The sequence below is a fragment of the Absiella sp. AM29-15 genome (genome assembly GCF_003434225.1).
Taxonomy (GTDB): domain Bacteria; phylum Bacillota_I; class Bacilli_A; order Erysipelotrichales; family Erysipelotrichaceae; genus Hoskinsella; species Hoskinsella hominis.
Genome location: NZ_QVFL01000003.1, coordinates 267,889 through 292,020 on the forward strand (window position 1 = coordinate 267,889; position 24,132 = coordinate 292,020).

Sequence of the window (24,132 nt, forward strand, 5' to 3'; positions counted from 1 at the left end):
TCTAAAAGTTTCCTTAAAATCGTGTTTTGTATATGTTCTCTGTGCGTTTCTATGTTAAAATAATAAGCGGTGATAAAATGAAAAGTTTATATGATTTCAATTATGAAGAAATGAGTGAATTAGCTTTAGAACATGGATGGAAAAAGTTTCGCGGACATCAGATTTTTCAATGGCTGTATCGCAAACGTGTCACATCCATTGATGATATGAGTGATTTATCAAAAGATACAAGAGAAGTGCTGAAAGAAAACTATCAGTTAAAGCCTTTAGAGTTACGTGATAAACAGGTATCAAGTGATGGAACTTGTAAATATCTATTTGCTTTGGAAGATGGTTCCTTGATTGAAAGTGTACTGATGCAGTTTGATTATGGGAAGAGCATTTGTGTAACCAGCCAGGTCGGTTGTAATATGGCCTGTGCTTTTTGTGCAAGTGGACTAACGAAGAAAAAAAGAAATTTGACAAGTGGTGAAATGGTAGCACAGGTGCTGTATGTACAACAGGATCTGGATAAAACGCAGGATCGTTTAAGTCATATCGTAGTTATGGGTACAGGTGAACCATTTGACAACTATGAAAATGTTATGAATTTTCTATCAACGGTGAATCATGATCGTGGCTTAGGGATTGGTGCACGTCATATTACAATTTCCACATGTGGAGTTGTGCCTAAAATTTATGAATTCTCCAAAGAACATACCCAATACAATCTGGCAGTTTCTTTACATGCGCCTAACAATGAGTTGCGTAATGAGCTGATGCCAATAAATAAAGCATATCCTTTAGAAGAACTGATGAAGGCAATTCATCAATATGCAAGTGAAAACAATCGTCGTTTAACGTTTGAATATATCCTGTTGAAGGGTGTGAATGATCAAAAGGTACATGTGGATCAATTAGCGAAGTTAATGAAAGGTTTAAATGCCTATGTCAACCTGATTCCATATAACGCAGTGGATGAAAATGGTTTTAAAGGTGTAAAATATGAAGAAGCAATGGTATTCTATGATGCCCTGATGAAAAAAGGTGTGCGTTGTACCATACGTAAAGAGCATGGCGCAGATATTGATGCGGCATGTGGACAGCTGCGTGTAAAACACTTAAGAAAAGAAAAAGAAATGGAGCGATGATGATGAAATATTACGGTGCCAGTCACCAGGGATTACGAAGAAAAAATAATCAGGATAGTTTATGTATTATGGAGAACGCTCATCATGCGCTGTTAGCGGTTGTCTGTGATGGCATCGGTGGTGGAAATGCTGGTGATGTTGCCAGTAAAATGGCGGTAGACCATATGAAAGAGGCTTTCTTATCCTGCAAAGAATTAAAAAATGATCAGGATGTGAAACGCTGGCTGGAAAAAGTGATTCAGGAAGCCAATGATATGGTATTTACGCAATCTACACGGGATGAAAAATTAAAAGGAATGGGAACAACCATTGTGGGAGTATTGACTCAGGAGGATAACACCTATATCTTTAATGCGGGAGATTCTCGTACATATGGACTGTATCAGGATGATTTCTTATGTTTGACAGAAGATCATTCCTATGTTGCGGATTTATTAAAGCGTGGAGAAGTAAGTGAAGAAGAAGCGGCAAAACATCCAAATCGCAATGTATTGATCAATGCATTGGGAATCTGGAACAGTATGCGTATTGATATCAATAAAATAAAAAACGACTGGTGTGCACTTTTGGTATGTAGTGATGGCTTGCATGGATATGTTCCAGAACATAACATTCAGTATGTTTTACAATCCAATCGTAATGTAAAAGATAAAGTAGATGCTTTAATTAAACTATCCTTAGATGCCGGTGGCTATGATAATGTCAGTGTCATCGTAATTGAAAAGGAGGATGGGGGAAATGAATAAGATAATTGCGGAACGCTATATGCTGGTCACTGCTTTGGGTGAAGGTGGTATGGCGGATGTTTATCTTGCAGTAGATACGATTTTAAACCGTGAAGTCGCAATAAAAATCTTGCGTGGGGAACTTGGAAAAGATCCAGTCGCATTGCTGCGTTTTCAAAGAGAAGCCAATGCGGTCAGTAAATTGAATCATCCCAATGTGGTGGATGTATATGATGTGGGAGAATATGAAGGCCGCCACTATATCGTTATGGAATATGTGAGAGGTAGAACATTAAAACAGTTGATTTCACAAAGAGGTGCTTTACAGGCAGATGAAGCAGTCAATATTATGATTCAGCTGACAAGTGCTGTTCAACATGCCCATGAAAACAATATTATTCATCGTGATATCAAACCACAAAATGTGTTGGTAAAAGATGATGGTACTGTAAAGATTACCGATTTTGGGATTGCTTTGGCACATGATGCTGTCCAATTGACACAGACCAATGCAGTTTTAGGCAGCGCGCATTATCTAGCACCTGAAACAACACGTGGAGAAACACCAACCAATCAGGTGGATATCTATGCACTTGGAATCGTATTTTATGAATTATTGACAGGAAGTGTTCCTTTTAATGGAGATAATCCTGTACAGATTGCGATGAAACATTTACGTGAAGAAGTGCCAAGTGTAATAGAATTTAATCCAACGATTCCACAGTCAGTGGAAAACATTATCATAAAAGCAACCGTAAAAAATCGATCACTGCGTTATCAAAGCGCTGAGGAAATGCTGCATGATCTGGATTTATGTTTATTGCCACAATATCGTGATGTAAAAAAACTGGTTTTTGAAGAAGAACAAGATCCAACAATGGTTATGACATCCAAGAAACAGGTAACTGGTAAAAAAATGGTGAATAAAGCAAAACAAAAGATTGTGGAAATGGATGATGAAGATGATGAGGAAGAAATTCCACCACGTAAAAGTTATACCAAAGTTATCATCGTTGTATTACTGGCGTTGATCTGCATTGGTGTAACAGTGGCAATTTTATTACTATCAGGTGTGTTTCATACAGAGAAAAGTTTTGAAGTACCTGATGTTTTGAATGTGACACAGCGTGATGCTACGCAGACTTTAAAGTTAAGTGGCTTTGATGCGGAAAATATTACAGTCAAAGAAGAATTAAGTGATGATGTGGAAAAAGGCAAAGTAATTTCCATAAGTCCTGAAATAGGAGAACAAGCGAAAAAAGGAACGCATTTCACACTAACCATCAGCAAAGGTATTTACTTTGTAGTGGGTGATTATACAAATGAATTGTATGATGATGTAGTCGCTAAACTTTCAAAAGAAAATCCGAATCTGAAAGTGGAAGTAAATTATGAATATGCTGTGGATAAAAAAGCTGGATATATCACAAAACAGGAAGGACATCAAAAAGGCGATAAACTAGATCCTGATAAAACAGAAACCATCACCTTTACCGTTACCGCAAAACCAACCATGAAATTAGAGAATATCGTGGGAAGAAAAGTAGAAGATGTCACAAAAGAACTGGGTGAAAAAGGCTTTGTGGTTGTATCATCACCATTATCTACATCAGAATTAAGTGAAGAAGAATTAAAAACAATTAAGTACGATGTTGTCATCAGCTGTGATCCGGCAGAAGGCACACAATATACACAAGAGGGAGAGGCATATATCATGCTGTATTACTATCAGCCATGAAACAACAGGGAAGAATTATAAAGATCATATCTAATCAATATGAAGTATTAGATGAACAAGGCAATCGTCATTTATGCGTGGCGATGGGAAAACTTAGAAAACAATACGCACCTGTGGTAGGTGATATTGTGACCATAGAACATTTTTCTGATCAGATTGGGATACAAAAAATTCAAAAGCGTAAGAATGAATTAAAACGTCCAGCTATTGCCAATGTAGACCAGGCAATTATCGTGATGTCATGCAAGGATCCAGATTTTTCCACAACATTGATTGACCGTTTGATATTTCAGATTGCTTATGCCAATATTACACCGATTTTATGTATTACCAAGCTGGATTTAATTCGTGAAGATGATCCCATCCATCAGGAAATTGAAGATTATCGCAAAAGCGGATATCAGGTATATGAAAGTGGAAAAGGTTATGCTACAGAAGAATTATGTGCTGCCTTAAAAGGAAAAATCAGTGTATTGACTGGACAAAGTGGTGCTGGGAAAAGCTCTTTGTTGAATCGTATAGAACCAGATTTTAAACTTCAAACACAGGAAATCAGTAAAGCCTTGGGACGTGGAAAACATACTACACGTCATTGTGAACTACATGAAGTGGCACAAGGCTGGGTTGGAGATACACCAGGATTTTCTTCTATGGATTTTAGTTATATGGATGTCATGACTTTACAAGAATGTATTCCTGATTTTAAAGACTACTTGTATTCTTGTAAGTTTAATGATTGTATTCATATCAATGAACCCGGATGTAAGATACAGGAAGCAGTGGAAGCTGGGAAAATCAGTAAAATACGCTATGAACATTATAAAGAAATCGTAGCAATGATCAAATCAGGAAAACCAAAATATTAAGAAGAGGAGAGGATTATATGAAGGAATTAGTTATTGCGCCATCAATCTTATCATTAGACTATGCAAATACCAGTGAACAGCTGAAGGAATTAAATGAAAGCAACGCCAAATGGATGCATTTTGATGTCATGGATGGACACTTTGTGCCAAATCTAACCTTTGGCCCAGATATTCTAAAAGGCTTTAAAAAATGCAGTGATCTGTTCATGGATGTACATATCATGGTAGATAATCCAGAAATGATTTCTGAAATTTTTGTGAAAGCTGGCGCTGATATGGTAACATTCCATTTAGAGGCAGTAAAAGATATCGAAGCTTGTATTGCACTTTGTCGCAAGATTCGTGCTGCTGGGGTAAAAGCTGGGGTTTCTGTAAAACCAAAAACAGATGTGGATGCATTACTGCCATATTTATCAGAAATGGATCTTGTACTTGTTATGAGTGTAGAGCCAGGCTTTGGGGGACAATCTTTTATGGAAGATATGTTAGATAAAGTACGTAAACTGCGTAAAGAAATCGAAGCAAATAACTATGATACTCGTATCGAAATTGATGGTGGTATCAATGCGGAAACAGGTAAACTGGCAGTAGAAGCTGGATGTGATACATTAGTTGCTGGCAGTTATATCTTTAAACAGAATATTAAGGAAGCTGTGGATTCGCTGTTATGTCAAAAGTAATATTAGTGGCAGGTATGAGTCAAAATGTTCCTGTTTTAAAAGGGTACGACTATATTGGCATTGATCATGGCGCTATTTCCTGTATCAAACAGCATATTCCTATGGTATGTGCGGTTGGGGATTTCGATAGTGTAAACGATGAAGAAAAAGCGATGATTGAAAAAGCTACAGATATCATGCCGCTTCCTGCACATAAAAATGAAACAGATACAGAAGTCGCAATCTTTTATGCGATGGAGCATCAGTATGAGGAAATCATACTATATGGCGGTCTTGGTGGAAGAATCGATCATGAATTAGCAAACCTTTACCTATTAATACATCGAGAATATCCCATCATTTTAATGAATGAACAAAATCGTATACAGCTGTTGAAAGAAGGACACTACAAGGTAAAAAAAGATGCTTATCAATATTTAAGCTTCTTAGCTTTATGCGACAGTTGTATCAGTGAAGAAAATGTGGCATATCCACTTTCTAAACAAGAAATTTCCACAAAAGATATTTATACAGTATCCAATGAGATTATACATGAGGAAGCGGATATCACCATACATAAAGGCAAAGTATTAATGATTCAGACTAGGGATGCCTAGTCTTTTCTTTTTCTGGTCTAAAATTTAGAAAAATAAGGTATAATAAAGAAAAGAAAGAAGATGAATACATGTTGGAAATACAATTAGAAGGAAATACATTAACAAAAGAAGAACCAATATCAGTGGAAGAGGTTATTTACAAGTGTAAGGATAAAGATCAAATATATGCAGTTATGTATAATGGAAAATTAAGAGATTTACGCTATCAGTTAAAAGAATCAGGTACGATGGTACTTGTTTATGCGGATAGTGAAACAGGAAAAATGATATATGAGCGAACTTTACATTTCGCTTTTATTGCTGCCGTAAAACTTTTATTTCCACAAAGCAATGTACATCTTCAACATGCATTAAGTGGCGGTATTTTCTGTGAAGTGGAAAAACAACCATATTTGTGTTTAAAAGATGTTAAACAAATTGAAAAAAAGATGCAGGAACTAATCGATCGACAGGAAGAAATCAAACGCAGCGTTGTGCCAACAAAAGAAGCCGTGGCATTTTTCAATGGGATAGGTATGCAGCATAAAGCATCCCTATTAGATACACGCAAAAGTAAAGAAAGCAGCATTTATACACTTTGTGATATTCATGATTATTTTTATGGTATTATGTTGCCTCATTTAGGATATTTAAAACATTTCTCTATCCGCTTTTATGCTTCAGGTATTTGGTTATCCGCAAATCATCATTTTGAAGATCAACAGAAACTGTTTCAGGTCTTTCAGGAATTTGAGCGATGGGGTGAAATGATACATGTCAGTGATATTGCACAGTTAAATCAAGCCATTCAGGAAGGAAAAATGGATGAATTAGTTTTAATGAGTGAAACCATGGTAGAAAAGAAATTAGGTTTTGTCGCAGATGATATCGTAAATCATCATCCAAATACCAAGTTTATCTTAATTGCCGGACCAAGCAGTGCAGGAAAAACAACATTTTCCAGACGTTTATCCATTCATTTAAAGATTTTAGGCAAAAAACCATTACCGATTTCCATGGATAACTTCTATAAAAATAGAGAAGATTGTCCTATATTACCTGATGGAAACTATGATTTTGATTCTTTGGAAGCCTTAGATCTGGATTTATTTAATGATGTCATGTTAAAACTGATGCATAAAGAACCTGTACAGCTGCCAATATTCAATTTCAAAACTGGTATGCGTGAATGGGAAAACAAGCCGACTATTTTAGATGAAGATCAAATTCTGATTATAGAAGGGATTCATGGGTTAAATCCAAAGACAAGTGCCTATATCCCACCAGATGCAAAATATAAGATATATATCAATGCATTAACACATATGAACTTAGATAGTCATAATCGTATTCCAACCAGTGATTATCGTTTGATTCGCCGTATCGCAAGAGATCATCAATCCCGTGGCTGGGACGCAAAATCAACCATTTCCTTCTGGAAGAATGTCAGAGATAATGAAGATAAGTTTATCTATCCATTCCAAGAAGAAACAAATATGATTTTTAATACCAGTATGGTATATGAATTAAGTATCCTAAAGAAAATCGTGATTCCTTTATTAGATCAGGTACCAATAAATGATCCAACTTATTTAGAGGCAAATCGATTAAAAAAATTATTAGAATACTTTGAAGATGGAGATGAAAAAGCAGTACCAAAAAGCTCCATTCTTGCGGAATTCTTAGGTACTAGTATCTTTGATGTAGGGTAAAGGAAAAGGACCTGTGTTCAATCACAAGTCCTTTTTAAAATGATTTTAATTCATTTACTAATTGAAAAGCCTGAGGCAGTACTTTGATATGTACATCCTGATCCTGATAGATTTCACCATCCAGATTCACACCCTGATTGGTATGAATGATCGCTTCTTTTCCCTGATACAGGTGACATTCTTTCAGCTTTTGTGGCTGTTTTGTCAGTAAGGCAGGACATTTCGGTATGATTTTCCATCTAGAAAATCCCTCAATAATACAGATATCCATTTTCCCATCCTGTAATAAAGCATTCGGTGTCATACAAAAACCACCACCATAGAATCTGGCATTGTTACAGGTCGCAAAGATGGCTTTTCCTTCAAATATTTTTTTCCCATCTAATGTAATTGAGAGAATAGGATATGAATATACAAAGATTCTGCGTAATACAGTCATCAGATATGCGAGCTTTCTTGGAATCAAATGCCAGTTTGTATCATGTACATGATTGGCGATATCATGATCTAATGCAAAACATGCGGCATTGATACATTCCGTATCATTCACTTGTAAAATATCAATTGCCTGTGCCTGTTGATTTAAACTTTTACGAAAATGTGCAAACACATCTTTATGATCATACAACATTCTTGAAAAATCATTTCCTGTTCCACATGGCAGTAATACCACTTCATGTGCAGTATGCAGAAGTGTATGAACAGCCTGATGCAGCGTGCCATCTCCTCCGCATATATAAAAACGGCATGGCTCTTTTTGTGTTTGCATGATATGAATGGCATTATCTGTATCTTTCGTTGTATAGAAGGCATACGAAAAATGCTGTTTACGAAACGTATCCTCCATTTCAGCCAACAGCTTTTTGATTTTTCTGGTATGCGCATGCGCATTGATTAATACAATATGTTTCTTCATTTCCATGCTTATATTATATCATACAAAAATAATAAAAAAAACAGGTTACCCTGTTTCATTTATATCACTCTTAGATAGCGTTTTTCTTTTTTAATGTTTTCAATGCACGAGCACTAATACGGATCGTTTGAGGTTTTCCATCAACAACGACTTTAACTTTCTGTAAATTCACATTCCAGTTACGACGAGTAGCACGCATAGAGTGAGAGCGTTTATTACCTGATAAAGGTCCTTTACCTGTAATTGCACAAACTTTTGACATACCGTTACCTCCTTCCGTACAATACTAAACATAATTTGCTTAGATATCATATCATTTACGTGATGAAAATGCAAGACGAAAATTATTTTTTTGCAAGAAAATATGCAAAATCCCTTTACTTTATGCTTTTGTAAGTGATTTCACATATTTTGTCAATTGCTTTTTGGCACTATATCGTATAGAATTAATGTGAGATATTTTTGTGATAAATTAAATAAGGACAGTGATATGTATGAAAGGGAAGACAAAAATCTTGATTGGGTTATCGCTGAGTGGCATCCTGGCATGTTCTTTGTGGGTACCTTCTCAGTTGCTATATGCCGATGAAAACAAGGAAAATGAAGAGAAACTTGAGGGAATGTCTTATGAAGATCAGACTGGACTTTTCTTAAGCATGGATGAAAATGGTAACGTATCTTACATAGAGCCTCAAATCAACGATATGGAAGATGAATTAAAAAAGGCACAATCTGATGATGCTATATATGAATTAAAGATGAGGCGTGGAGAAGATAGCTTTACCTTAGGGGAATATGATAGCTTTAAAGAAGCCAATGATGCAATGACAAGACGTGCATTATATCGTAGTGTTGGAGATGTAGAAGTGTACAGTAATGGTCAGCTGTTAAGCAATTCTGGCTATAGTGTGGTAAACTTTAATACCAAAAATGACACTACAGATTATAGAGAAGTAGGCACGGGCACCACTGGTTATACCTTTGGTGGATATGCCGCAGATGCTGCTTATCTGGGTACTGAATCAAATGGTAAAGTAAAATTTCGTATGGCTGGAGTAACTGGACTTGTGGATAAAAAAGATGTACAGATTGTTCCTTATAGTGATAATCTGACATTGAGTCATTATAAAGTATCCAATGGAAATCTGTATCATTATGTAAGCATAGGAATCTATAATGATTCTACTGCTTCTACACAGTTGATGGGAACAGCTCCATCTTATTTATCAGCAAATAAAAAATACTATAGCTATGATGGACATTATTTCTATACAAGCTATGGAAATATGATTGAAGATTATAAAGCGGGTGTTAGTAAACGTGCAGTGAACGCAAATCAGCCGTTTTACAATTATTATCAGTTCCTTTCTCATCGTACAAAAACAACGTTCACAGGTGCAGACTTAAATAAACGTGTAAACGATGTGTTAAATGGGAAAACTTCAAAAATGACAAACGCTGGTCAATATTTTATTGATAACCAGAATATTTATAGCGCCAATGCATCTTTGATGTATGGTGTTGCGATTAATGAAAGTGCCTGGGGACAAAGTAAAATCGCCAATGATAAGAATAATCTGTTTGGACATGGTGCTGTAGACAGTAATCCATATTATGGGGCAAATGGATATAAAAATGTTTCTGACAGTATCAAATATCATGCGGAAGTATATGTGGATAAAGGCTATTTAGATCCAGCAGACTGGCGATATTTTGGACCGCATTTAGGTGATAAAGCCAGTGGCATGAATGTAAAATACGCATCTGATCCTTATTGGGGAGAGAAAGCCGCTGCACAAAGCTACTATCTTGAGATTTCTTCAGGAAAAGATGATTCTAGTAAGTATACACTGGGCATCGCCGCAACCAACTCACCAATCAATATTCGAAAAGAAGCAACTACTTCTTCTGATGCCATCTATACAACAGGCAATGGCAGTGGAAATACAGGAGTTACAGGATTTCCTTTTGTGATTATTGGAGAGGTAACTGGTGAAAGTGTCAATGGCAATACAACGTGGTATAAAATACAAACGGATGGATCATTAAACGCAGATCGTACCAATCTAGATATTAAACGTGCTTATGATTTCACACATGATTATGGTTATGTAAATGCTTCTTTGATTAATGTCATTCAAAAAGGCAATAACAGTACAACAGATAATAATGAATCAGATGCAACGAGTATGATTAAGCCAGATAATGCTATAAAAAAAGCTGGTTATAGAGTTAATGGAAATTATATGAGTAAATTTTCAGTAGGATCAGATGTAAGTAAAGTGATTAATAAAATCAAATCAGTTTCTGGGGTTAAATCTGTTCAAGTAATAAATGCTAATGATAAAACAATTACAAGTGGTAAAATAGCTACTGGAATGAAAATCAACGTGACAACAAATAATTCTTCAAAAAAATATTCTGTAGTCATATCTGGAGATGTTAATGGAGATGGTAGTATTGGAGCAACCGATTTATACTATCTTCAACAGCATATTTTAAATAAAACTCAATTAAGTGGTGCATATTTAGAAGCTGGAAAACTATCCAATGGAAGCGCTGGAGCGACTTCGTTATATAATATTAAACAAGATATTTTAAACATAAAAAAGATTCAGCAGTAATGAGGAGAAATGCGAATGAAAAAAATTAATCAAATAGTGTTAACTATACTTTTGGGGTTATCTTTATTTTGTTTTAATGTTACCAATATTAAAGCAGCCTCAGCATCTATAAGTGGTGGAGGAACTGTTTACGTTGGAGATACAGTTTCTGTTACAATCTCTGTTTCTGGAGTAAAATCATATACTTATTTAGTAGCTAACTCAGGGAATTTAACTCTTATGAGTGGAAATACAGAGCCTATGGGCTTTTCTGATGAATCTAATACTTTGACTTATAAGGTTACTGCTACAGGGACAGCCACTGTAAGTTTTTCTGGACAGGTGTCGGATGGTGTTGATGATAAACCAGTTAGTGGAAGTGTGGTATTTAATGTAATTTCACCTTCTAATGACAATGGAAGTGGTAGTAGTTCTTCTACAAATACACAACCCGAACAGCCAAAACAGGAAACACCAAAAGAAGAACCAAAGGAAACTAAAAGCAGTGATAGTTCCCTTGTTTCCCTGGGTGTAAGTGAAGGAAAATTATCTCCAGAATTTAAGGCAGGGACTACATCTTACAAATTAAATCTGCCAGAAGGTACAAAAAGCATTAACGTCAGTGCGAAAGCAAAAGATGGAAAAGCAAGTGTATCCGGTACAGGTAAGATTGAAGTAAAAGATGGCGACAACGCTATAAATGTAACAGTTACTGCTGAGGATGGCTCTACAACTGTGTATACTATTAAAGCTTATGTGCAGGAAAAAGCAGTCGCAACACTTACCATGGGTGATAAAAAACTGAATGTATTCACAAATGTAAAAGGTGCAGCGATTGACAATAAAGCATTTGAAAAAACTAAAATAAAAATTAACAATACAGAAGTTCCAGCATGGAAGAGTGAAACCCAAAATATCACATTGCTATATTTAAATGGGGATGATGGAAATAACTTTTATATCTATGATGAAAAGACACAGAAAGTGACATCTATTTATAAACCGGTTGGTGTATTAGGACAGAATCTGATTATTGTAAATGTTCCAGCTAATCTTCAAACACGTTCCAATATGAAATTTACAACAATCGAAGTGGATAAAGTGAAGTTTCCAGGATGGACATTTGAAGATGAATCTTTTAAAGATTTTGCGATTATTTATGCATTAGATCAAAATGGAAAAGAAGTATATTATCAATATGACAGTAAAGAAAAAACACTGCAGAGATTTTCTAATGCTGCAGCCATTTCCCAGGAAAAATATGATGCATATGTAAAGGAAAAAGAAAACAAAGAACAGACTTTGATGTATGTGATTTATGGATTGGGTGCTGGATGTGTGGTATGTCTAGGACTTGCTGGTTATTTCTTTTTCCATGGTAGAAAACCAAAGGTAAAACATAAAAAAGTTGATATTGAAAAAGAAGATTATGAAAATCGATTCCATATAGAGGAAGAGGATGAATAAGGACAAATTTGTCCTCTTTTCTTTTGGAGAATGAAAAGGCTTTAAAAAAATATAAAAAAAAGCTTGAGTTTTCTTCCGAAAGTATTTTTAAACCTGTGAAATTATGGTATGATTATAAAGAATGAAATGAAACATTATACTAAGGGGGTCTAGCCTAGTGATTAAGAAAGAAATTTATGCTGCTGTAGAAATTGCGGATCATGAAATAAGGCTCGTAGTTGGTGAATTTTTTGATACTAGATTCAATATTTTGCGTGTAGAGAGAACCCCTGTCAAAGGTGTTGAAAACAAGAGAATCACAGATGAGCAAGATGTTGTTAACGGAATCCGTAAGGTTGTTAAACAAGCAAATGAAGCATTGGAATTCACAATTGAACGCGTATTGGTTGCGATTCCAAGCGTAGATGTAGAACGTCATAATAGACGTGTAAACGTTTATCCAGAAAGTGGAAGTAAACGTATTCGTCTATCACACATACAGGGTGGGTTAAATGAAGCAATTACATATAAACCAAATCCTGAACTTGAATTAGTCAATGTAGGATGCATTAAATATATCACAAATGGAATCACATCCAGAAAGATGCCAATTGATGAGAGTGCAGATATGATGATTATGGACGTGGATCTATTATACGCAAATAAAGATGTTGTATATTCCTATGCCAGATGTATTGAGAAAGCTGGTTTAGAAATATTAGATATTTGCCTTGATTCTTATGCGATTGCACAGGAAGCTGCGGTTTTTGAACAGACAGTGGACAAATATGTGGTATTAATTGATATTGCTCGACAGAATACAACACTTTCCTTATTTACACATGGTAAACTAGTAAATTGTGAGGTGTTGTCGGATGGTTATGGAAAATGGCTGACAAGCTTAAGGGAAGATTATCATTTAAAAGACAGTATAGGTTTTCGTTTAGTACAAAATACTTGTAATTTATTAGATGATATCGTCAAAGATAATGTCATTTACATATGGAGTGAACTTGGGGAACAAAAACAGATAAGTGAAAAAGGCGTCCAGGAAGCTATTATGCCATATCTGAAAGCATGGATTGAAATGGTCAATGAAGCATGTCTTCCAATTATTGAAAGTGGAGATGTTCGCTATCTGATTACTGGAGAAGGTTGTGAAATTCAATCATTACAGCAACTTCTTCCAAACTTTAACGCAAAAGCAACAATTTATGTACCTCAGACAATTGGTGCCAGAGATTGTTCTTTGGTCGCATGTCTTGGATTGTTCTATAGCTGGAAAGAAGCTTTAAATATTCGTAAAGATGAACGAATCAGTTGTGATATCTATGAAGTAGAAAATGCTGTAGAAAGTGTAACAAAAAAGAGCGCCATGGATGATGAAGGCGGATTTACAAAAAAACTAAAAAGTATTTTACTAAATAACGATAAATAAGAGAGAGTGAGGAATTGTTTTTATGACAGATTTACGATTTGAACAAGTGGCAAATATTAAAGTATTCGGAATCGGAGGCGGCGGATGCAATGCTGTCAACCGAATGGTAAGCGAAGGTGTAAAGGGTGTAGAATTCTATGTTGCAAATACTGACTTACAGGTATTAAAGAATTCTCCTGTAGAAAATAAAATTGTATTAGGCCGTGAAACAACACATGGTTTAGGTGCTGGTGCAAATCCTGAAGTAGGACGCCAGGCCGCAAAAGAAAGTGAAAATGAAATTCGTGAAGCAATCAAAGGCAGTGACATGGTATTTATCACTGCTGGTTTAGGTGGAGGTACAGGTACCGGAGCTGCTCCTTTATTTGCGAAAATCGCAAAAGATGAAGGTGCATTAACGGTGGGTATTGTCACAAAACCTTTCACATTTGAAGGGAAAAAACGTTTACAGTCTGCGGAAAGTGGACTTGCGGAATTACGTCAGTATGTTGACTCACTGATTATCGTATCAAACAATAATCTGATTGAAGTTATTGGCAGAAAACCATTGACTGAAGCATTCCAGGCTGCAGATAACGTATTACGTCAGGGAGTTCAGACAGTTACAGATTTAATTGCTGTACCTGCCTTCATTAACCTGGACTTTGCGGATGTTCGTGCAATCATGGAAAATCAGGGTTCTGCGTTAATCGGTATTGGTATGGCAGATGGTGAAGATAAAGCAAAAATCGCTGCAGAAAAAGCTATTCAATCACCATTATTGGAAGCACAGATTTCAGGTGCTAAGAATGCAATCGTCAATATCACTGGTGGAGAATCAGTTACATTATTTGATGCAGAAGATGCAATGGCAGTCATTCGTGAAGCTGCTGGAAACGATATTGATGCAATCTTTGGTATCGCAATTAATGAAAACTTAGGTGACAGCATTATTGTTACAGTCATCGCTACTGGTTTTGAAATGCCTCAGGAAGAAGAAAAGCCTGCATTTACCCAGCCAGCAGCAAAACCTGCACGTCCTGAAGTAGAAAAAGTACGTTATCAGGAACCTGTTGATGATGACGATGATGAAGGTATCCCATCATTCTTCAGCAGAAGATAGTATGAAAGTTTATTATATCGATGACAGTTTTTTTCAGAACAGTCCTTTTTCTAAAGAAATGCTGGAACGTTTTCTGAATAAAATTGAACATCTGAATCAGGGGATTATATTAATCAGTAGTACCCACACATATGAAAAAGAAATCAAGCATTTTAAAGATGAAATATCATCTGATCTTGTGGTACTACAGAGTCCTGCAGTATTCGACATTCATGGAATACGCGGAAATTTAAGAAGCAGTTTTCTTGCTTTAGAAGATTTTGACAGCGTACAGACCTTTAGTGGAAGCTGTATAGAATATGATGTAGAAGCACATACCTGTGAACGAATCTATTTTGATTTATTTCCAAAGCATTATCATTTAAATGAACTGGAAATGTTTATGGATCATTTAGAAGATGTTTTAAGTGATAAGGTAAAAAACTTCAAAAAGAAGAAAGATAGAATCAGTTAGGATGACCGCATTTGGTTATCCTTTTTTTGACTCCTTTTGTCGAAGTGTTCATAATTCCTTTCATATATCCATAGTCTTTACTATGAAGGAGGGATCACATATGCCATATCGTATGAATCGATATCAGGTTCTAAAAAAATTAGGCAGTGATGAGAATATCGGCTTAAGTGAACAGGAGGCGAAAACAAGACTTTCCAAGAATGGAAAAAACGAACTGGTAAAACAAAAAAAAGAAACACCACTTCAGATGTTTATTGAGCAGTTTGAAGATCCGATGGTCATCATTTTGATTATTGGGGCAATCATTTCAATTTTCTTACATGAAATAATTGATGCATCTATCATTTTTGTGGTCATCATCTTGAATGCAATCATTGGCGTTGTACAGGAATTCAAAGCTGAAAAAGCAATTGATGCATTAGAAAAATTATCATCCCCCAAAGCCAGTGTTATCCGGGAAGGATATCTAAAAGAGATTGACTCTAAAGATCTGGTAGTTGGCGATATCATTGAACTGAGTGTTGGAAATTATATTCCTGCGGATATCCGCTTGCTTCAGGCAACAAACTTAAAAGTAGAAGAAAGTACATTAACGGGAGAAAGTGTTCCAGTAGAAAAAGATTGTGAAGCTGAATATGATGATGTAGTGGATTTACATGATCAGAAAAACATGGTATTTATGTCTACGTATGTTACATATGGAAAGGCGAGAGGTGTTGTTGTTCGCTGTGGTATGGATAGTGAAGTTGGCCATATTGCCGGCATGCTGTCAAAACATGAAGAAGATCCAACACCATTACAAATGCGGCTTGCATACTTATCGAAACTGTTAGGTATTTTATCTGTTGGTATTTGTATCGCAATGTTTATTGTAGCGGTACTACAGGGTAGAAATCTATTTGATATGTTGTTGTTATCCATCTCGCTTGCGGTTGCGGCAATACCGGAAGGACTTCCTGCAGTAGTTACTATTGTTTTAGCACTAGGTGTTCAGGTCATGAGTAAAAACCATGCGATTATCCGTAAACTTCATGCAGTAGAAACTTTAGGCTCCATCAGCGTGATCTGCAGTGATAAAACAGGCACATTGACACAAAATCATATGAAGGTAGTCAGTACCTATGCCGATGGCATTCTTCAAAAATCAAATGATGAGCTGCTGCGTGGTTTTGCTTTATGTAATGATGCAATCGTCAGTGAAGAAGTCATGGGAGAACCTACAGAAGCAGCGTTATTAACATATTGTGAACAACAGGGAATGCATAAAGCTGAATGTGAACGTAATTATATTCGTGTGAATGAGATACCTTTTGATTCTTCCCGTAAACTCATGACCACTGTTCATCAAAGTGATAAAGGATATATTGCTTATACCAAAGGTGCTCCAGAAAAGATATTGGAGTTATGCACAACCGTACTCATAGATGGAAAACAGGTACGCATGAGTGCATTTGAAAAAAATCGTATTTTAGAAGCAAGCAAACAGGTCAGCTCAGATGCACAGCGTGTACTAGCACTGGCTAGAAAAACAATGAAAAGTGCGCATGAAGATGCGATTGAAGGAAAGATGTGTTTTGTGGGCTTTGCGGGAATGATTGATCCACCTCGTGAGGAAGTAAAAGACAGCATTCAACTGTGTCATCAAGCAGGCATTCGTGTCGTCATGATTACCGGCGATCACCCCTTAACAGCTTTTGCAATTGCAAAACAGCTGAAAATAGCGAAACGTAGCGATCAGGTAATGACAGGAAGAATGCTGGATGAAATAAGTGATGAGGAATTAAAGGATAAAATCAGCAATATTTGTGTATTTGCCAGGGTAACACCGGAACATAAAGTACGTATTGTGAATGCATTTAAGAAACGTAAAGATGTTGTCGCTATGTCAGGGGATGGCGTTAATGATGCGCCAAGCCTGAAAAATGCTGATGTTGGTATCGCAATGGGGAAAACAGGAACGGATGTCTGTAAACAGGCCAGTGATATGATTTTGGCAGATGATAACTTTGCGACAATTGTTATGGCAGTGGAGCAAGGCAGAAATATTTATATGAATATTCAGAAAGCAGTATTATACCTGTTAAGCTGTAATATTGGGGAAGTCATGTCTTTATTCCTTGCGATTGTGTTTATGCCAAAGGTGGTATCCTGTTTAAGTGCGATTCAAATTCTATGGGTCAATTTGGTGACCGATGCTTTTCCAGCTCTTGCTTTAGGTGTAGATCCAAAGGATCAATACATTATGTCTGAAAAGCCAAGAGATCGAGAAGAAAGTCTATTTGCACATGGTGGAATGATCTTTACTTTAATGAATGGCTTCTTTATCGGAACGATTACTTTAGTAGCTTTTCGATATGGTTTGACCACAAGTTCTCAAAAAGCACAGACAATGGCTTTTATGGTTTTATCCATGTCACAATTATTTCATTCATTAAATCTGAGAAGTATGCGCCATTCCATCTTTGAGGTAGGAATCTTCAAAAACAAATGGCTGATATTAACTGTAATCTTATCATTAGTGTTACAGATTACAGTTTGTCAATTGCCTATCTTCCATACATTGCTTAAAACAGTATCATTAACTATCGTAGAATGGGGCATTGTATTTGGATTAAGCATGAGTGTGATCCTCATTAATGAAATCAGTAAATGGATTGCGAAAGATAAATAAGATATGGTATCCTTAATGTAGCAAAGATGAAAACACAGTCTGGTTGGTAGTCCAGACATATCCTTTATGGATATCAGTAACCCTCCTCCTTGGTCGTCCCTTCTTTGTGTTTGCAGCATATAAGGAGGAAGTCATATGGACAAAGCAGGAATTGTGTTGCGTGTTTTCTTTGAAGATCCTTTCTGGATCATTTGGGTAGAGGTATATGTGGATGATCGACAGATGATTTCACAAAATGTTATACCAAAAGAATTTAATGATCAGGAGGTATATCATTGGATCATTCAACACTATGACCATTTACGTTTTTGTTCGACAGACAATGTGGTGGAGAAATCCATACACAAAAATCCCAAACGTTCAATTCGAGAGATAGCAAAACAGATGAAACAGCCTTGCGTATCCACCAAATCACAGAATGCTTACAAAAAGGCCATGCAAGCATTTCTGATACAACAGAAAAAGGAGCATCATCAGGATGTATCAGCTCAAAAAGTAGAACGGTTTGAGAAAAAACAGCAGAAAAAGAAAAGAAAGCATCGGGGCAGATAACCCTGATGCTTTCTTACTTATGCTTCACTTTTTGGAAGGATAAGATTTAAGATAATACCAACCAAAGCACTCAATGCAGTACCAGATAAAGTCATGAAGCTTCCAATTGGAAGAATGGCACCACCAAGTCCAATCACCAGCATCGCACTGGCAATGACCAAATTGCGCTGTTTACCAAAATCAATTTTATTATCTACTAATACACGTAAACCATTGCTGGCAATCACACCATAAAGCAGAATACTCATACCACCCAGTACACATACAGGAATAGTAGATATAAAGGCTGAAATCTTTTGTACCATAGATAAGATGATCGCAATACATGCAGCACCGGCGGTAACATAGACACTACTGATTTTTGTCATACCGATGACTCCGGTATTCTCACCATATGTCGTATTGGCAGGACCACCCAAGAATGCAGATACGGCAGTGGCAATACCATCACCCATCAATGTACGATCTAATCCTGGATCTTTTAAGAAATTCTTACCGCATATTTTACCTAATACCGTATGATCTCCAATATGTTCTGCGATTGTCACAAAGGCAACCGGCAAGATTGCAAGTGTTTCAGGTCCAAAATACAGTTCATAAGTTTTAAAGTTACCCAAATGAAATGGTAGTATAAATTCAGGCCATGCGAACCATTTCGCTTCCATCACTGGAGTAAAATCAACTAAGCCAAAACATACAGATAAAATATAACCAACTAAAATCGCAATTAAGAAAGGAATAATTTTAAAGAATCCTTTTGCCTTTGTGGAAATAAGTGCTGCAACCATAAAGGTTACAAGTGCAACAATCATCGCTTTAGGATCGCCACCTTCCACAAAGCCGGCATTTTTAACAGCATTTCCTGCCAAGCCTAATCCAATTACCGCAATCATTGGACCAATAACGATTGGTGGTAGTAATTTATCGATCCAATCCTTACCAATAAACTTCACAATAATCGCAACAATGACATAAATCAGACCAACTAACATCAATCCAGTCTGTGCAGCACTTGGATTACCACCCAATGCTTCAATCGCAATTTGTACAGCAGTAATATACGCAAAAGATGAACCCAGATATACTGGAACTTTGCCTTTCGTACAAGCCGTATAAATCAATGTACCAATACCACTGGCAAATAAGGCAACACTGACGGGAAGGCCGGTTAACGTAGGTACCAGAATGGTTGCGCCAAACATCGCAAACACGTGCTGGAAACTTAGAAACAGCCATTGCAGATTGCCAGGACGTTCATTTACATCAAGAATCATCTGACTTGCAGGTTCTTCATGAAACTCATTCTCATCCAGAATAAGCGGCATTTCCTCTACTTTTTCTTCAAATATTTTTTTCATATAGACTCCTTTTAATTTAAAACCTACATTAGTATACCATAAATGCCCTGTAATCTAAATTTTGAATATAGGTTTTTTTACAAATTTATGGTACTATGGAACAGGTGATAGCATGCGATTTAAGAAAATATATATAGAAATCACAAATACCTGTAATTTATCCTGCAGTTTTTGTATACAGAATCAAAGAAAACCTAAAATGATGACAATCGAAGAATTTACGTATGTGATTGATCAAATCAAGCCATATACCAAATATATATATCTACACGTGATGGGAGAACCTTTATCACATCCGGATTTAAAACAATTCCTTTCTATATGTGAGAAGTCCAATATCATGGTAAACATGACAACCAATGGCACCTTGTTGAAACAAAAGGCGGATATTTTATTATCCTCCAAGATACGTCAAATCAATATATCCCTCCATAGTTTTCCACAGCACATGCAGGAAGCATACATAGAAAATGCTGTTATGGTGGGAAAACTGCTTGCTCAAAAGGGATGTTTTGTAAGTTATCGTTTATGGTGTATGAAGCATGGTATGTTAGATGATGCCACAAAAGCGATTGTGAAAAAACTGGAAACTTTATATCGATGTGAGATCAAAGAGATTGAAAAAGGATCTGTTCGTTTATCGGATTACACCTTTTTACATTTTGATGAAGTATTTGAATGGCCAGATAGGAACCATCCATATGTAGGCGATGAGGGATATTGTCTTGGCATGAAACAAATGTGTGGAATCTTATCAAATGGAGATGTCGTTCCTTGCTGTTTAGACAGTAAAGCGGATATTTGTTTAGGCAATATCTTTGAAACACCAATGAAAGAAATTCTTTCCTCAAAACGTGTCATAGATATGGTACAGGCATTCGCAAAGCAAGAAGTTAAAGAGGAATTATGTCAAAGATGTAGTTATCGATTACGGTTTTCTAAGGATGTAAAACATATGTGATATATGATTATTCATATATTGCATTTTTTTAATATTTTTAAATATCTATATTTATATAATTAATAGACATTAAGTGTGTTATTCGTTATGTAAGAAGTTATAATATAGACAAAGATTATGGTTAAAAGAAGAAGGGGAGTGTGCTTATGTATTATTTGGATGTTGATACACCGATCATTAATTTTCAAGAATATCGAAATAGTTTATATGTCGATAAAACGTTGATGATTGAAGAAATTCAAAAAAGAATCAGAACAGCAAATAAATATGTTTGTGTGACCAGACCTAGGCGATTTGGGAAAACGATGAATGCGAATATGCTGGCTGCGTATTTCACAAAAGGATATGATACACATGAGTTATTTAAAGATTTGAAAATAGCGCAAACTGAATCTTTTGAAAAACATATTAATCAACATCATGTGGTCTATATTGATTTTAGTAGAATGCCAGATTATTGTGATTCATATCATACTTATATTGATAGCATTATGAAAACAATTAAAGAGGATTTGATGAACATATATCCAAAACTTTCAGAAAAAAGCTATGATTATTTATATCAAATGTTTTTAGACACAAATGATTCTTTTATTTTTATTATGGATGAGTGGAACAGTATCTTTTATAAAGATTTTATGCAAGAAAAGGATAAAAAAGCTTATCTAGAATTTTTGAAAGGATTATTAAAAGATCAACCTTACGTAGAATTGGCGTATATGACAGGAGTGTTACCAATCGCAAAATACTCTGGCGGATCTGAGTTGAATATGTTTAAAGAATATAATTTTATGAACGATAGGATTTATGAAGATTATTTTGGGTTTGATGAAGAGGAAATTATTGAATTAACTAAGAAATACACGAAGCCTTCATTTGAAACATTAAAAAAATGGTATGATGGATATTACAAATCAGATGGTTCAAGTTTATTTAATCCACGATCTGTTTCATCAGCATTAATAGATGGCATCTGTCTTAACTATTGGACCGAAACAGGGCCAATGAATGAAATAGCTGAATATATAGAACATAATGTAGATGCAGTAAGAGAAGACATCGTGAAAATGGTGGCAGGTATTCCTATAGAAGTAGAATTGGAAGGATATGGCGCAGAACAGTTACGCTTAGACAGTCGGGATGAGATATTATCCGCCATGGTGGTCTTTGGGTTCTTGTCCTATCATGATGGTTTCTTGAGAATACCAAATCATGAATTAATGGAAAAATTTCAAAGAGTGTTAAAAAGAAAGAGTATGGGTGGTGTCGCAGATATCGTTAATAATTCAAAAAATGTATTAGATGCGACAATCGCGATGGATGGAGAAAAAGTTGCACAATATATCGAAGAAGCGCATGATCGAGAAATACCATTCTTACAATATAATAACGACGCCGACAGGTGCACAGAGTGAAATAGCTTGTCATGTGTGATTACATTATGTTATCTATATGCAAGAAATTATTATGAAGTCACAAGAGAAGATAAGTTAGGTAAAGGTTTTGTAGATTATTTGTTTACGCCAAAGAAAAAAGGATATCCGGCAATCATCTTGGAACTGAAATATAATAAAAGCGCAGAAGAGGCAATTGATCAAATTAAAAGAAAAAACTATGTAGAACGAGTAAAAGATTTTGATGAGATATTGTTAGTTGGTATCAATTATTCTACAGATGCAGATGAGCATAAACATCATGATTGTATTATTGAAAAATATAAATAGGAATGATAAGCATTGTCTAATGAATTATTTAGATAATGCTTTTTTCATAGTAAAAGAGGAAAAAATAGTCTATAATATAAAAAGAGATGAGGCGATGGATATGTATTATCTAGATACGGATATTCCTGTAGAATTATTTCAACGAGTATTAAAGAAAAAAATCTATGCGGATAAAAGTATGTTGATTGATAAATTTAATGATGTAATTGGTAGTGAAGATTGTTATTATTGTATTACTAGACCTAGAAGATTTGGAAAAACAATCAATGCAGCAATGCTTAGTGCGTATTATACAAAAGGATATGATACCCATGAGTTATTTGAAAATTTGAAAATAGCAAAAACGGCATCTTTTGAAGAACATATCAATAAACATCATGTGATTTATATTGATTTTAGTAGTGTTCCACAAAATTGTAATTCTTATGAACAATATATTACAAGTATATATGAAAAAGTGAAAAGCGATCTCATAGACTATTATAATATTAAAGTCAGAAAGACAGATGACTCGCTAAGTACACTGTTTTATGCAACGAAAGATAACTTCATTTTTATAATGGATGAATGGGATAGTATTTTTTATAAAAAATTTATGACAGACGAAAATAAAAAAGAGTATTTAGAATTTTTGAGAGGGTTATTAAAAAGTAAGACATATGTTGAATTAGCGTACATGACCGGCGTTTTACCAATCGCAAAGTATTCTAGCGGATCTGAATTGAATATGTTTGATGAATTAAATTTCATGAATGATGATGAATATGATTTATATTTTGGATTTCATGAAGATGAAGTAAAAGAATTATGTAATCAGATGAGTAGTATAGGATATGAAGAATTAAAATACTGGTATGATGGATATTATACCAGTGAAGGGAAAAGTTTGTTTAATCCTCGATCTGTGTCATTAGCGTTACAAAAAGGAAAATGCAAGAATTATTGGACAGAAACAGGTCCAATGAATGAAATTGCAGAATATATAGAACATAATGTAGATGAGGTAAGAGAAGATATCGTGAAAATGGTGGCAGGTATTCCTATAGAAGTAGAATTAGAAGGGTATGCTGCATCTCAATTACAATTAGATAGTCGTGATGAGATATTATCAGCCATGGTGGTCTTTGGGTTCTTATCATATCATGATGGTTTCTTACGCATACCAAATCATGAATTGATGGAAAAATTTCAAAGAGTATTGAAAAGAGAAAGTATGGGTGGTGTTGCAGATATCGTCAATAATTCTAAAAATGTATTAGATGCGACAATTGCATTGGATGGACAAAAAGTAGCACAATATATCGAAGAAGCACATGATCGAGAAATACCATTCTTGCAATATAATAATGAAAACAGTCTATCATGTGTAATCACTTTATGTTATCTATATGCAAGAAATTATTATGAAGTCACAAGGGAAGATAAGTTAGGTAAAGGTTTTGTAGATTATTTGTTTACACCAAAGAAAAAAGGATATCCAG

Annotated in this window: 21 protein-coding genes; 18 read left to right on the plus strand and 3 right to left on the minus strand. The window is 35.4% G+C overall.

Translation table 11 applies throughout. The annotated features are described in order from the left end of the window. Positions 1 to 77 precede the first annotated feature (77 nt). From rlmN to DW761_RS05070, 7 genes are all read left to right on the plus strand, one after another. Entirely contained in the window at positions 78 to 1,130 is a 1,053-nt protein-coding gene (rlmN, locus tag DW761_RS05040; protein ID WP_117455307.1) for a 23S rRNA (adenine(2503)-C(2))-methyltransferase RlmN, read from the plus strand. Next, entirely contained in the window at positions 1,130 to 1,876 is a 747-nt protein-coding gene (locus tag DW761_RS05045) for a Stp1/IreP family PP2C-type Ser/Thr phosphatase (protein ID WP_233512191.1), read from the plus strand. Before rlmN ends, DW761_RS05045 begins: the two co-directional genes overlap by 1 nt. Beyond that, the gene (pknB, locus tag DW761_RS05050) at positions 1,860 to 3,593 is read left to right on the plus strand and encodes a Stk1 family PASTA domain-containing Ser/Thr kinase (RefSeq protein ID WP_117516597.1); all 1,734 of its coding nucleotides are present in this window, start codon (positions 1,860 to 1,862) and stop codon (positions 3,591 to 3,593) included. Before DW761_RS05045 ends, pknB begins: the two co-directional genes overlap by 17 nt. After that, entirely contained in the window at positions 3,590 to 4,459 is an 870-nt protein-coding gene (gene rsgA, locus DW761_RS05055; protein WP_117516598.1) for a ribosome small subunit-dependent GTPase A, read from the plus strand. Before pknB ends, rsgA begins: the two co-directional genes overlap by 4 nt. 17 nt (positions 4,460 to 4,476) lie before the next feature. Next, positions 4,477 to 5,139, plus strand: a complete 663-nt coding sequence (gene rpe / locus DW761_RS05060) for a ribulose-phosphate 3-epimerase (protein WP_117516599.1) — start codon at positions 4,477 to 4,479, stop codon at positions 5,137 to 5,139. Beyond that, positions 5,127 to 5,735, plus strand: coding sequence for a thiamine diphosphokinase (locus tag DW761_RS05065; protein WP_117455317.1), 609 nt, complete (start codon positions 5,127 to 5,129; stop codon positions 5,733 to 5,735). Before rpe ends, DW761_RS05065 begins: the two co-directional genes overlap by 13 nt. Before the next feature lie 68 nt (positions 5,736 to 5,803). Next, the gene (locus tag DW761_RS05070; RefSeq protein ID WP_117516600.1) at positions 5,804 to 7,426 is read left to right on the plus strand and encodes a nucleoside kinase; all 1,623 of its coding nucleotides are present in this window, start codon (positions 5,804 to 5,806) and stop codon (positions 7,424 to 7,426) included. A gap of 34 nt (positions 7,427 to 7,460) precedes the next feature. Here the strand turns inward: DW761_RS05070 and DW761_RS05075 are convergent, their stop codons facing one another. Both DW761_RS05075 and rpmB read right to left on the minus strand, forming a co-directional pair. Then, positions 7,461 to 8,348 carry a diacylglycerol/lipid kinase family protein gene (locus DW761_RS05075; RefSeq protein WP_117516601.1) on the minus strand — a complete coding sequence of 296 codons (888 nt, stop codon included), beginning with the start codon at positions 8,346 to 8,348 and terminating at the stop codon, positions 7,461 to 7,463. 64 nt (positions 8,349 to 8,412) lie between these two features. After that, complete coding sequence (gene rpmB, locus DW761_RS05080; RefSeq protein ID WP_117455323.1) at positions 8,413 to 8,604, minus strand: 50S ribosomal protein L28; 192 nt, start codon at positions 8,602 to 8,604, stop codon at positions 8,413 to 8,415. A gap of 232 nt (positions 8,605 to 8,836) precedes the next feature. Between rpmB and DW761_RS05085 the strand changes: the two genes are divergently transcribed. The 7 genes from DW761_RS05085 (at position 8,837) to DW761_RS05115 (ending at position 18,608) form a co-directional block, all read left to right on the plus strand. Then, positions 8,837 to 10,966, plus strand: a complete 2,130-nt coding sequence (locus DW761_RS05085) for a glucosaminidase domain-containing protein (protein WP_117516602.1) — start codon at positions 8,837 to 8,839, stop codon at positions 10,964 to 10,966. Between the two features lie 15 nt (positions 10,967 to 10,981). After that, complete coding sequence (locus tag DW761_RS05090) at positions 10,982 to 12,412, plus strand: cadherin-like beta sandwich domain-containing protein (RefSeq protein WP_158553750.1); 1,431 nt, start codon at positions 10,982 to 10,984, stop codon at positions 12,410 to 12,412. Positions 12,413 to 12,569: 157 nt separating this feature from the next. Further along, positions 12,570 to 13,829 (plus strand): cell division protein FtsA, encoded by a 1,260-nt coding sequence (locus DW761_RS05095; protein WP_117455329.1) that lies wholly within the window; start codon positions 12,570 to 12,572, stop codon positions 13,827 to 13,829. Between the two features lie 22 nt (positions 13,830 to 13,851). Then, positions 13,852 to 14,931, plus strand: a complete 1,080-nt coding sequence (gene ftsZ / locus DW761_RS05100; RefSeq protein ID WP_117455331.1) for a cell division protein FtsZ — start codon at positions 13,852 to 13,854, stop codon at positions 14,929 to 14,931. Between the two features lies 1 nt (position 14,932). Continuing rightward, complete coding sequence (locus DW761_RS05105) at positions 14,933 to 15,385, plus strand: hypothetical protein (protein WP_117455333.1); 453 nt, start codon at positions 14,933 to 14,935, stop codon at positions 15,383 to 15,385. Positions 15,386 to 15,485: 100 nt separating this feature from the next. After that, entirely contained in the window at positions 15,486 to 18,056 is a 2,571-nt protein-coding gene (locus DW761_RS05110; RefSeq protein ID WP_117516605.1) for a calcium-translocating P-type ATPase, PMCA-type, read from the plus strand. Between the two features lie 135 nt (positions 18,057 to 18,191). Then, positions 18,192 to 18,608: a YjdF family protein gene (locus DW761_RS05115; RefSeq protein ID WP_117516606.1), complete on the plus strand. Its 417-nt coding sequence runs from the start codon at positions 18,192 to 18,194 to the stop codon at positions 18,606 to 18,608. Between the two features lie 17 nt (positions 18,609 to 18,625). On the opposite strand, the gene DW761_RS05120 is transcribed toward DW761_RS05115, so the two are convergent. Further along, entirely contained in the window at positions 18,626 to 19,966 is a 1,341-nt protein-coding gene (locus DW761_RS05120) for a uracil-xanthine permease family protein (protein WP_117455339.1), read from the minus strand. A gap of 112 nt (positions 19,967 to 20,078) precedes the next feature. Here DW761_RS05120 and DW761_RS05125 point away from each other — a divergent pair, with 112 nt between their 5' ends. The 4 genes from DW761_RS05125 to DW761_RS05140 all read left to right on the plus strand — a co-directional run. Next, positions 20,079 to 20,927: a radical SAM/SPASM domain-containing protein gene (locus DW761_RS05125; RefSeq protein ID WP_117516607.1), complete on the plus strand. Its 849-nt coding sequence runs from the start codon at positions 20,079 to 20,081 to the stop codon at positions 20,925 to 20,927. A gap of 146 nt (positions 20,928 to 21,073) precedes the next feature. Further along, a complete protein-coding gene (locus DW761_RS05130; protein ID WP_117516608.1) occupies positions 21,074 to 22,342 on the plus strand; it encodes an AAA family ATPase in 1,269 nt (422 codons plus the stop codon). A 15-nt stretch (positions 22,343 to 22,357) separates the two neighbouring features. Next, positions 22,358 to 22,651, plus strand: a complete 294-nt coding sequence (locus tag DW761_RS05135; RefSeq protein WP_158553751.1) for an endonuclease NucS domain-containing protein — start codon at positions 22,358 to 22,360, stop codon at positions 22,649 to 22,651. A gap of 100 nt (positions 22,652 to 22,751) precedes the next feature. Next, positions 22,752 to 24,132, plus strand: a 1,381-nt coding sequence (locus tag DW761_RS05140) for an AAA family ATPase (RefSeq protein WP_158553752.1), incomplete at its 3' end; no start/stop codon positions are given.

What these genes read in the sequence shown, in the direction of transcription:
- rlmN (WP_117455307.1), top strand. Translation starts at nt 78, where the DNA reads ATGAAAAGTTTATATGATTTCAATTATGAAGAAATGAGTGAATTAGCT.
- DW761_RS05045 (WP_233512191.1), top strand. Translation starts at nt 1,130, where the DNA reads ATGATGAAATATTACGGTGCCAGTCACCAGGGATTACGAAGAAAAAAT.
- pknB (WP_117516597.1), top strand. Translation starts at nt 1,860, where the DNA reads ATGGGGGAAATGAATAAGATAATTGCGGAACGCTATATGCTGGTCACT.
- rsgA (WP_117516598.1), top strand. Translation starts at nt 3,590, where the DNA reads ATGAAACAACAGGGAAGAATTATAAAGATCATATCTAATCAATATGAA.
- rpe (WP_117516599.1), top strand. Translation starts at nt 4,477, where the DNA reads ATGAAGGAATTAGTTATTGCGCCATCAATCTTATCATTAGACTATGCA.
- DW761_RS05065 (WP_117455317.1), top strand. Translation starts at nt 5,127, where the DNA reads ATGTCAAAAGTAATATTAGTGGCAGGTATGAGTCAAAATGTTCCTGTT.
- DW761_RS05070 (WP_117516600.1), top strand. Translation starts at nt 5,804, where the DNA reads ATGTTGGAAATACAATTAGAAGGAAATACATTAACAAAAGAAGAACCA.
- DW761_RS05075 (WP_117516601.1), bottom strand. Translation starts at nt 8,348, where the DNA reads ATGGAAATGAAGAAACATATTGTATTAATCAATGCGCATGCGCATACC.
- rpmB (WP_117455323.1), bottom strand. Translation starts at nt 8,604, where the DNA reads ATGTCAAAAGTTTGTGCAATTACAGGTAAAGGACCTTTATCAGGTAAT.
- DW761_RS05085 (WP_117516602.1), top strand. Translation starts at nt 8,837, where the DNA reads ATGAAAGGGAAGACAAAAATCTTGATTGGGTTATCGCTGAGTGGCATC.
- DW761_RS05090 (WP_158553750.1), top strand. Translation starts at nt 10,982, where the DNA reads ATGAAAAAAATTAATCAAATAGTGTTAACTATACTTTTGGGGTTATCT.
- ftsZ (WP_117455331.1), top strand. Translation starts at nt 13,852, where the DNA reads ATGACAGATTTACGATTTGAACAAGTGGCAAATATTAAAGTATTCGGA.
- DW761_RS05105 (WP_117455333.1), top strand. Translation starts at nt 14,933, where the DNA reads ATGAAAGTTTATTATATCGATGACAGTTTTTTTCAGAACAGTCCTTTT.
- DW761_RS05110 (WP_117516605.1), top strand. Translation starts at nt 15,486, where the DNA reads ATGCCATATCGTATGAATCGATATCAGGTTCTAAAAAAATTAGGCAGT.
- DW761_RS05115 (WP_117516606.1), top strand. Translation starts at nt 18,192, where the DNA reads ATGGACAAAGCAGGAATTGTGTTGCGTGTTTTCTTTGAAGATCCTTTC.
- DW761_RS05120 (WP_117455339.1), bottom strand. Translation starts at nt 19,966, where the DNA reads ATGAAAAAAATATTTGAAGAAAAAGTAGAGGAAATGCCGCTTATTCTG.
- DW761_RS05125 (WP_117516607.1), top strand. Translation starts at nt 20,079, where the DNA reads ATGCGATTTAAGAAAATATATATAGAAATCACAAATACCTGTAATTTA.
- DW761_RS05130 (WP_117516608.1), top strand. Translation starts at nt 21,074, where the DNA reads ATGTATTATTTGGATGTTGATACACCGATCATTAATTTTCAAGAATAT.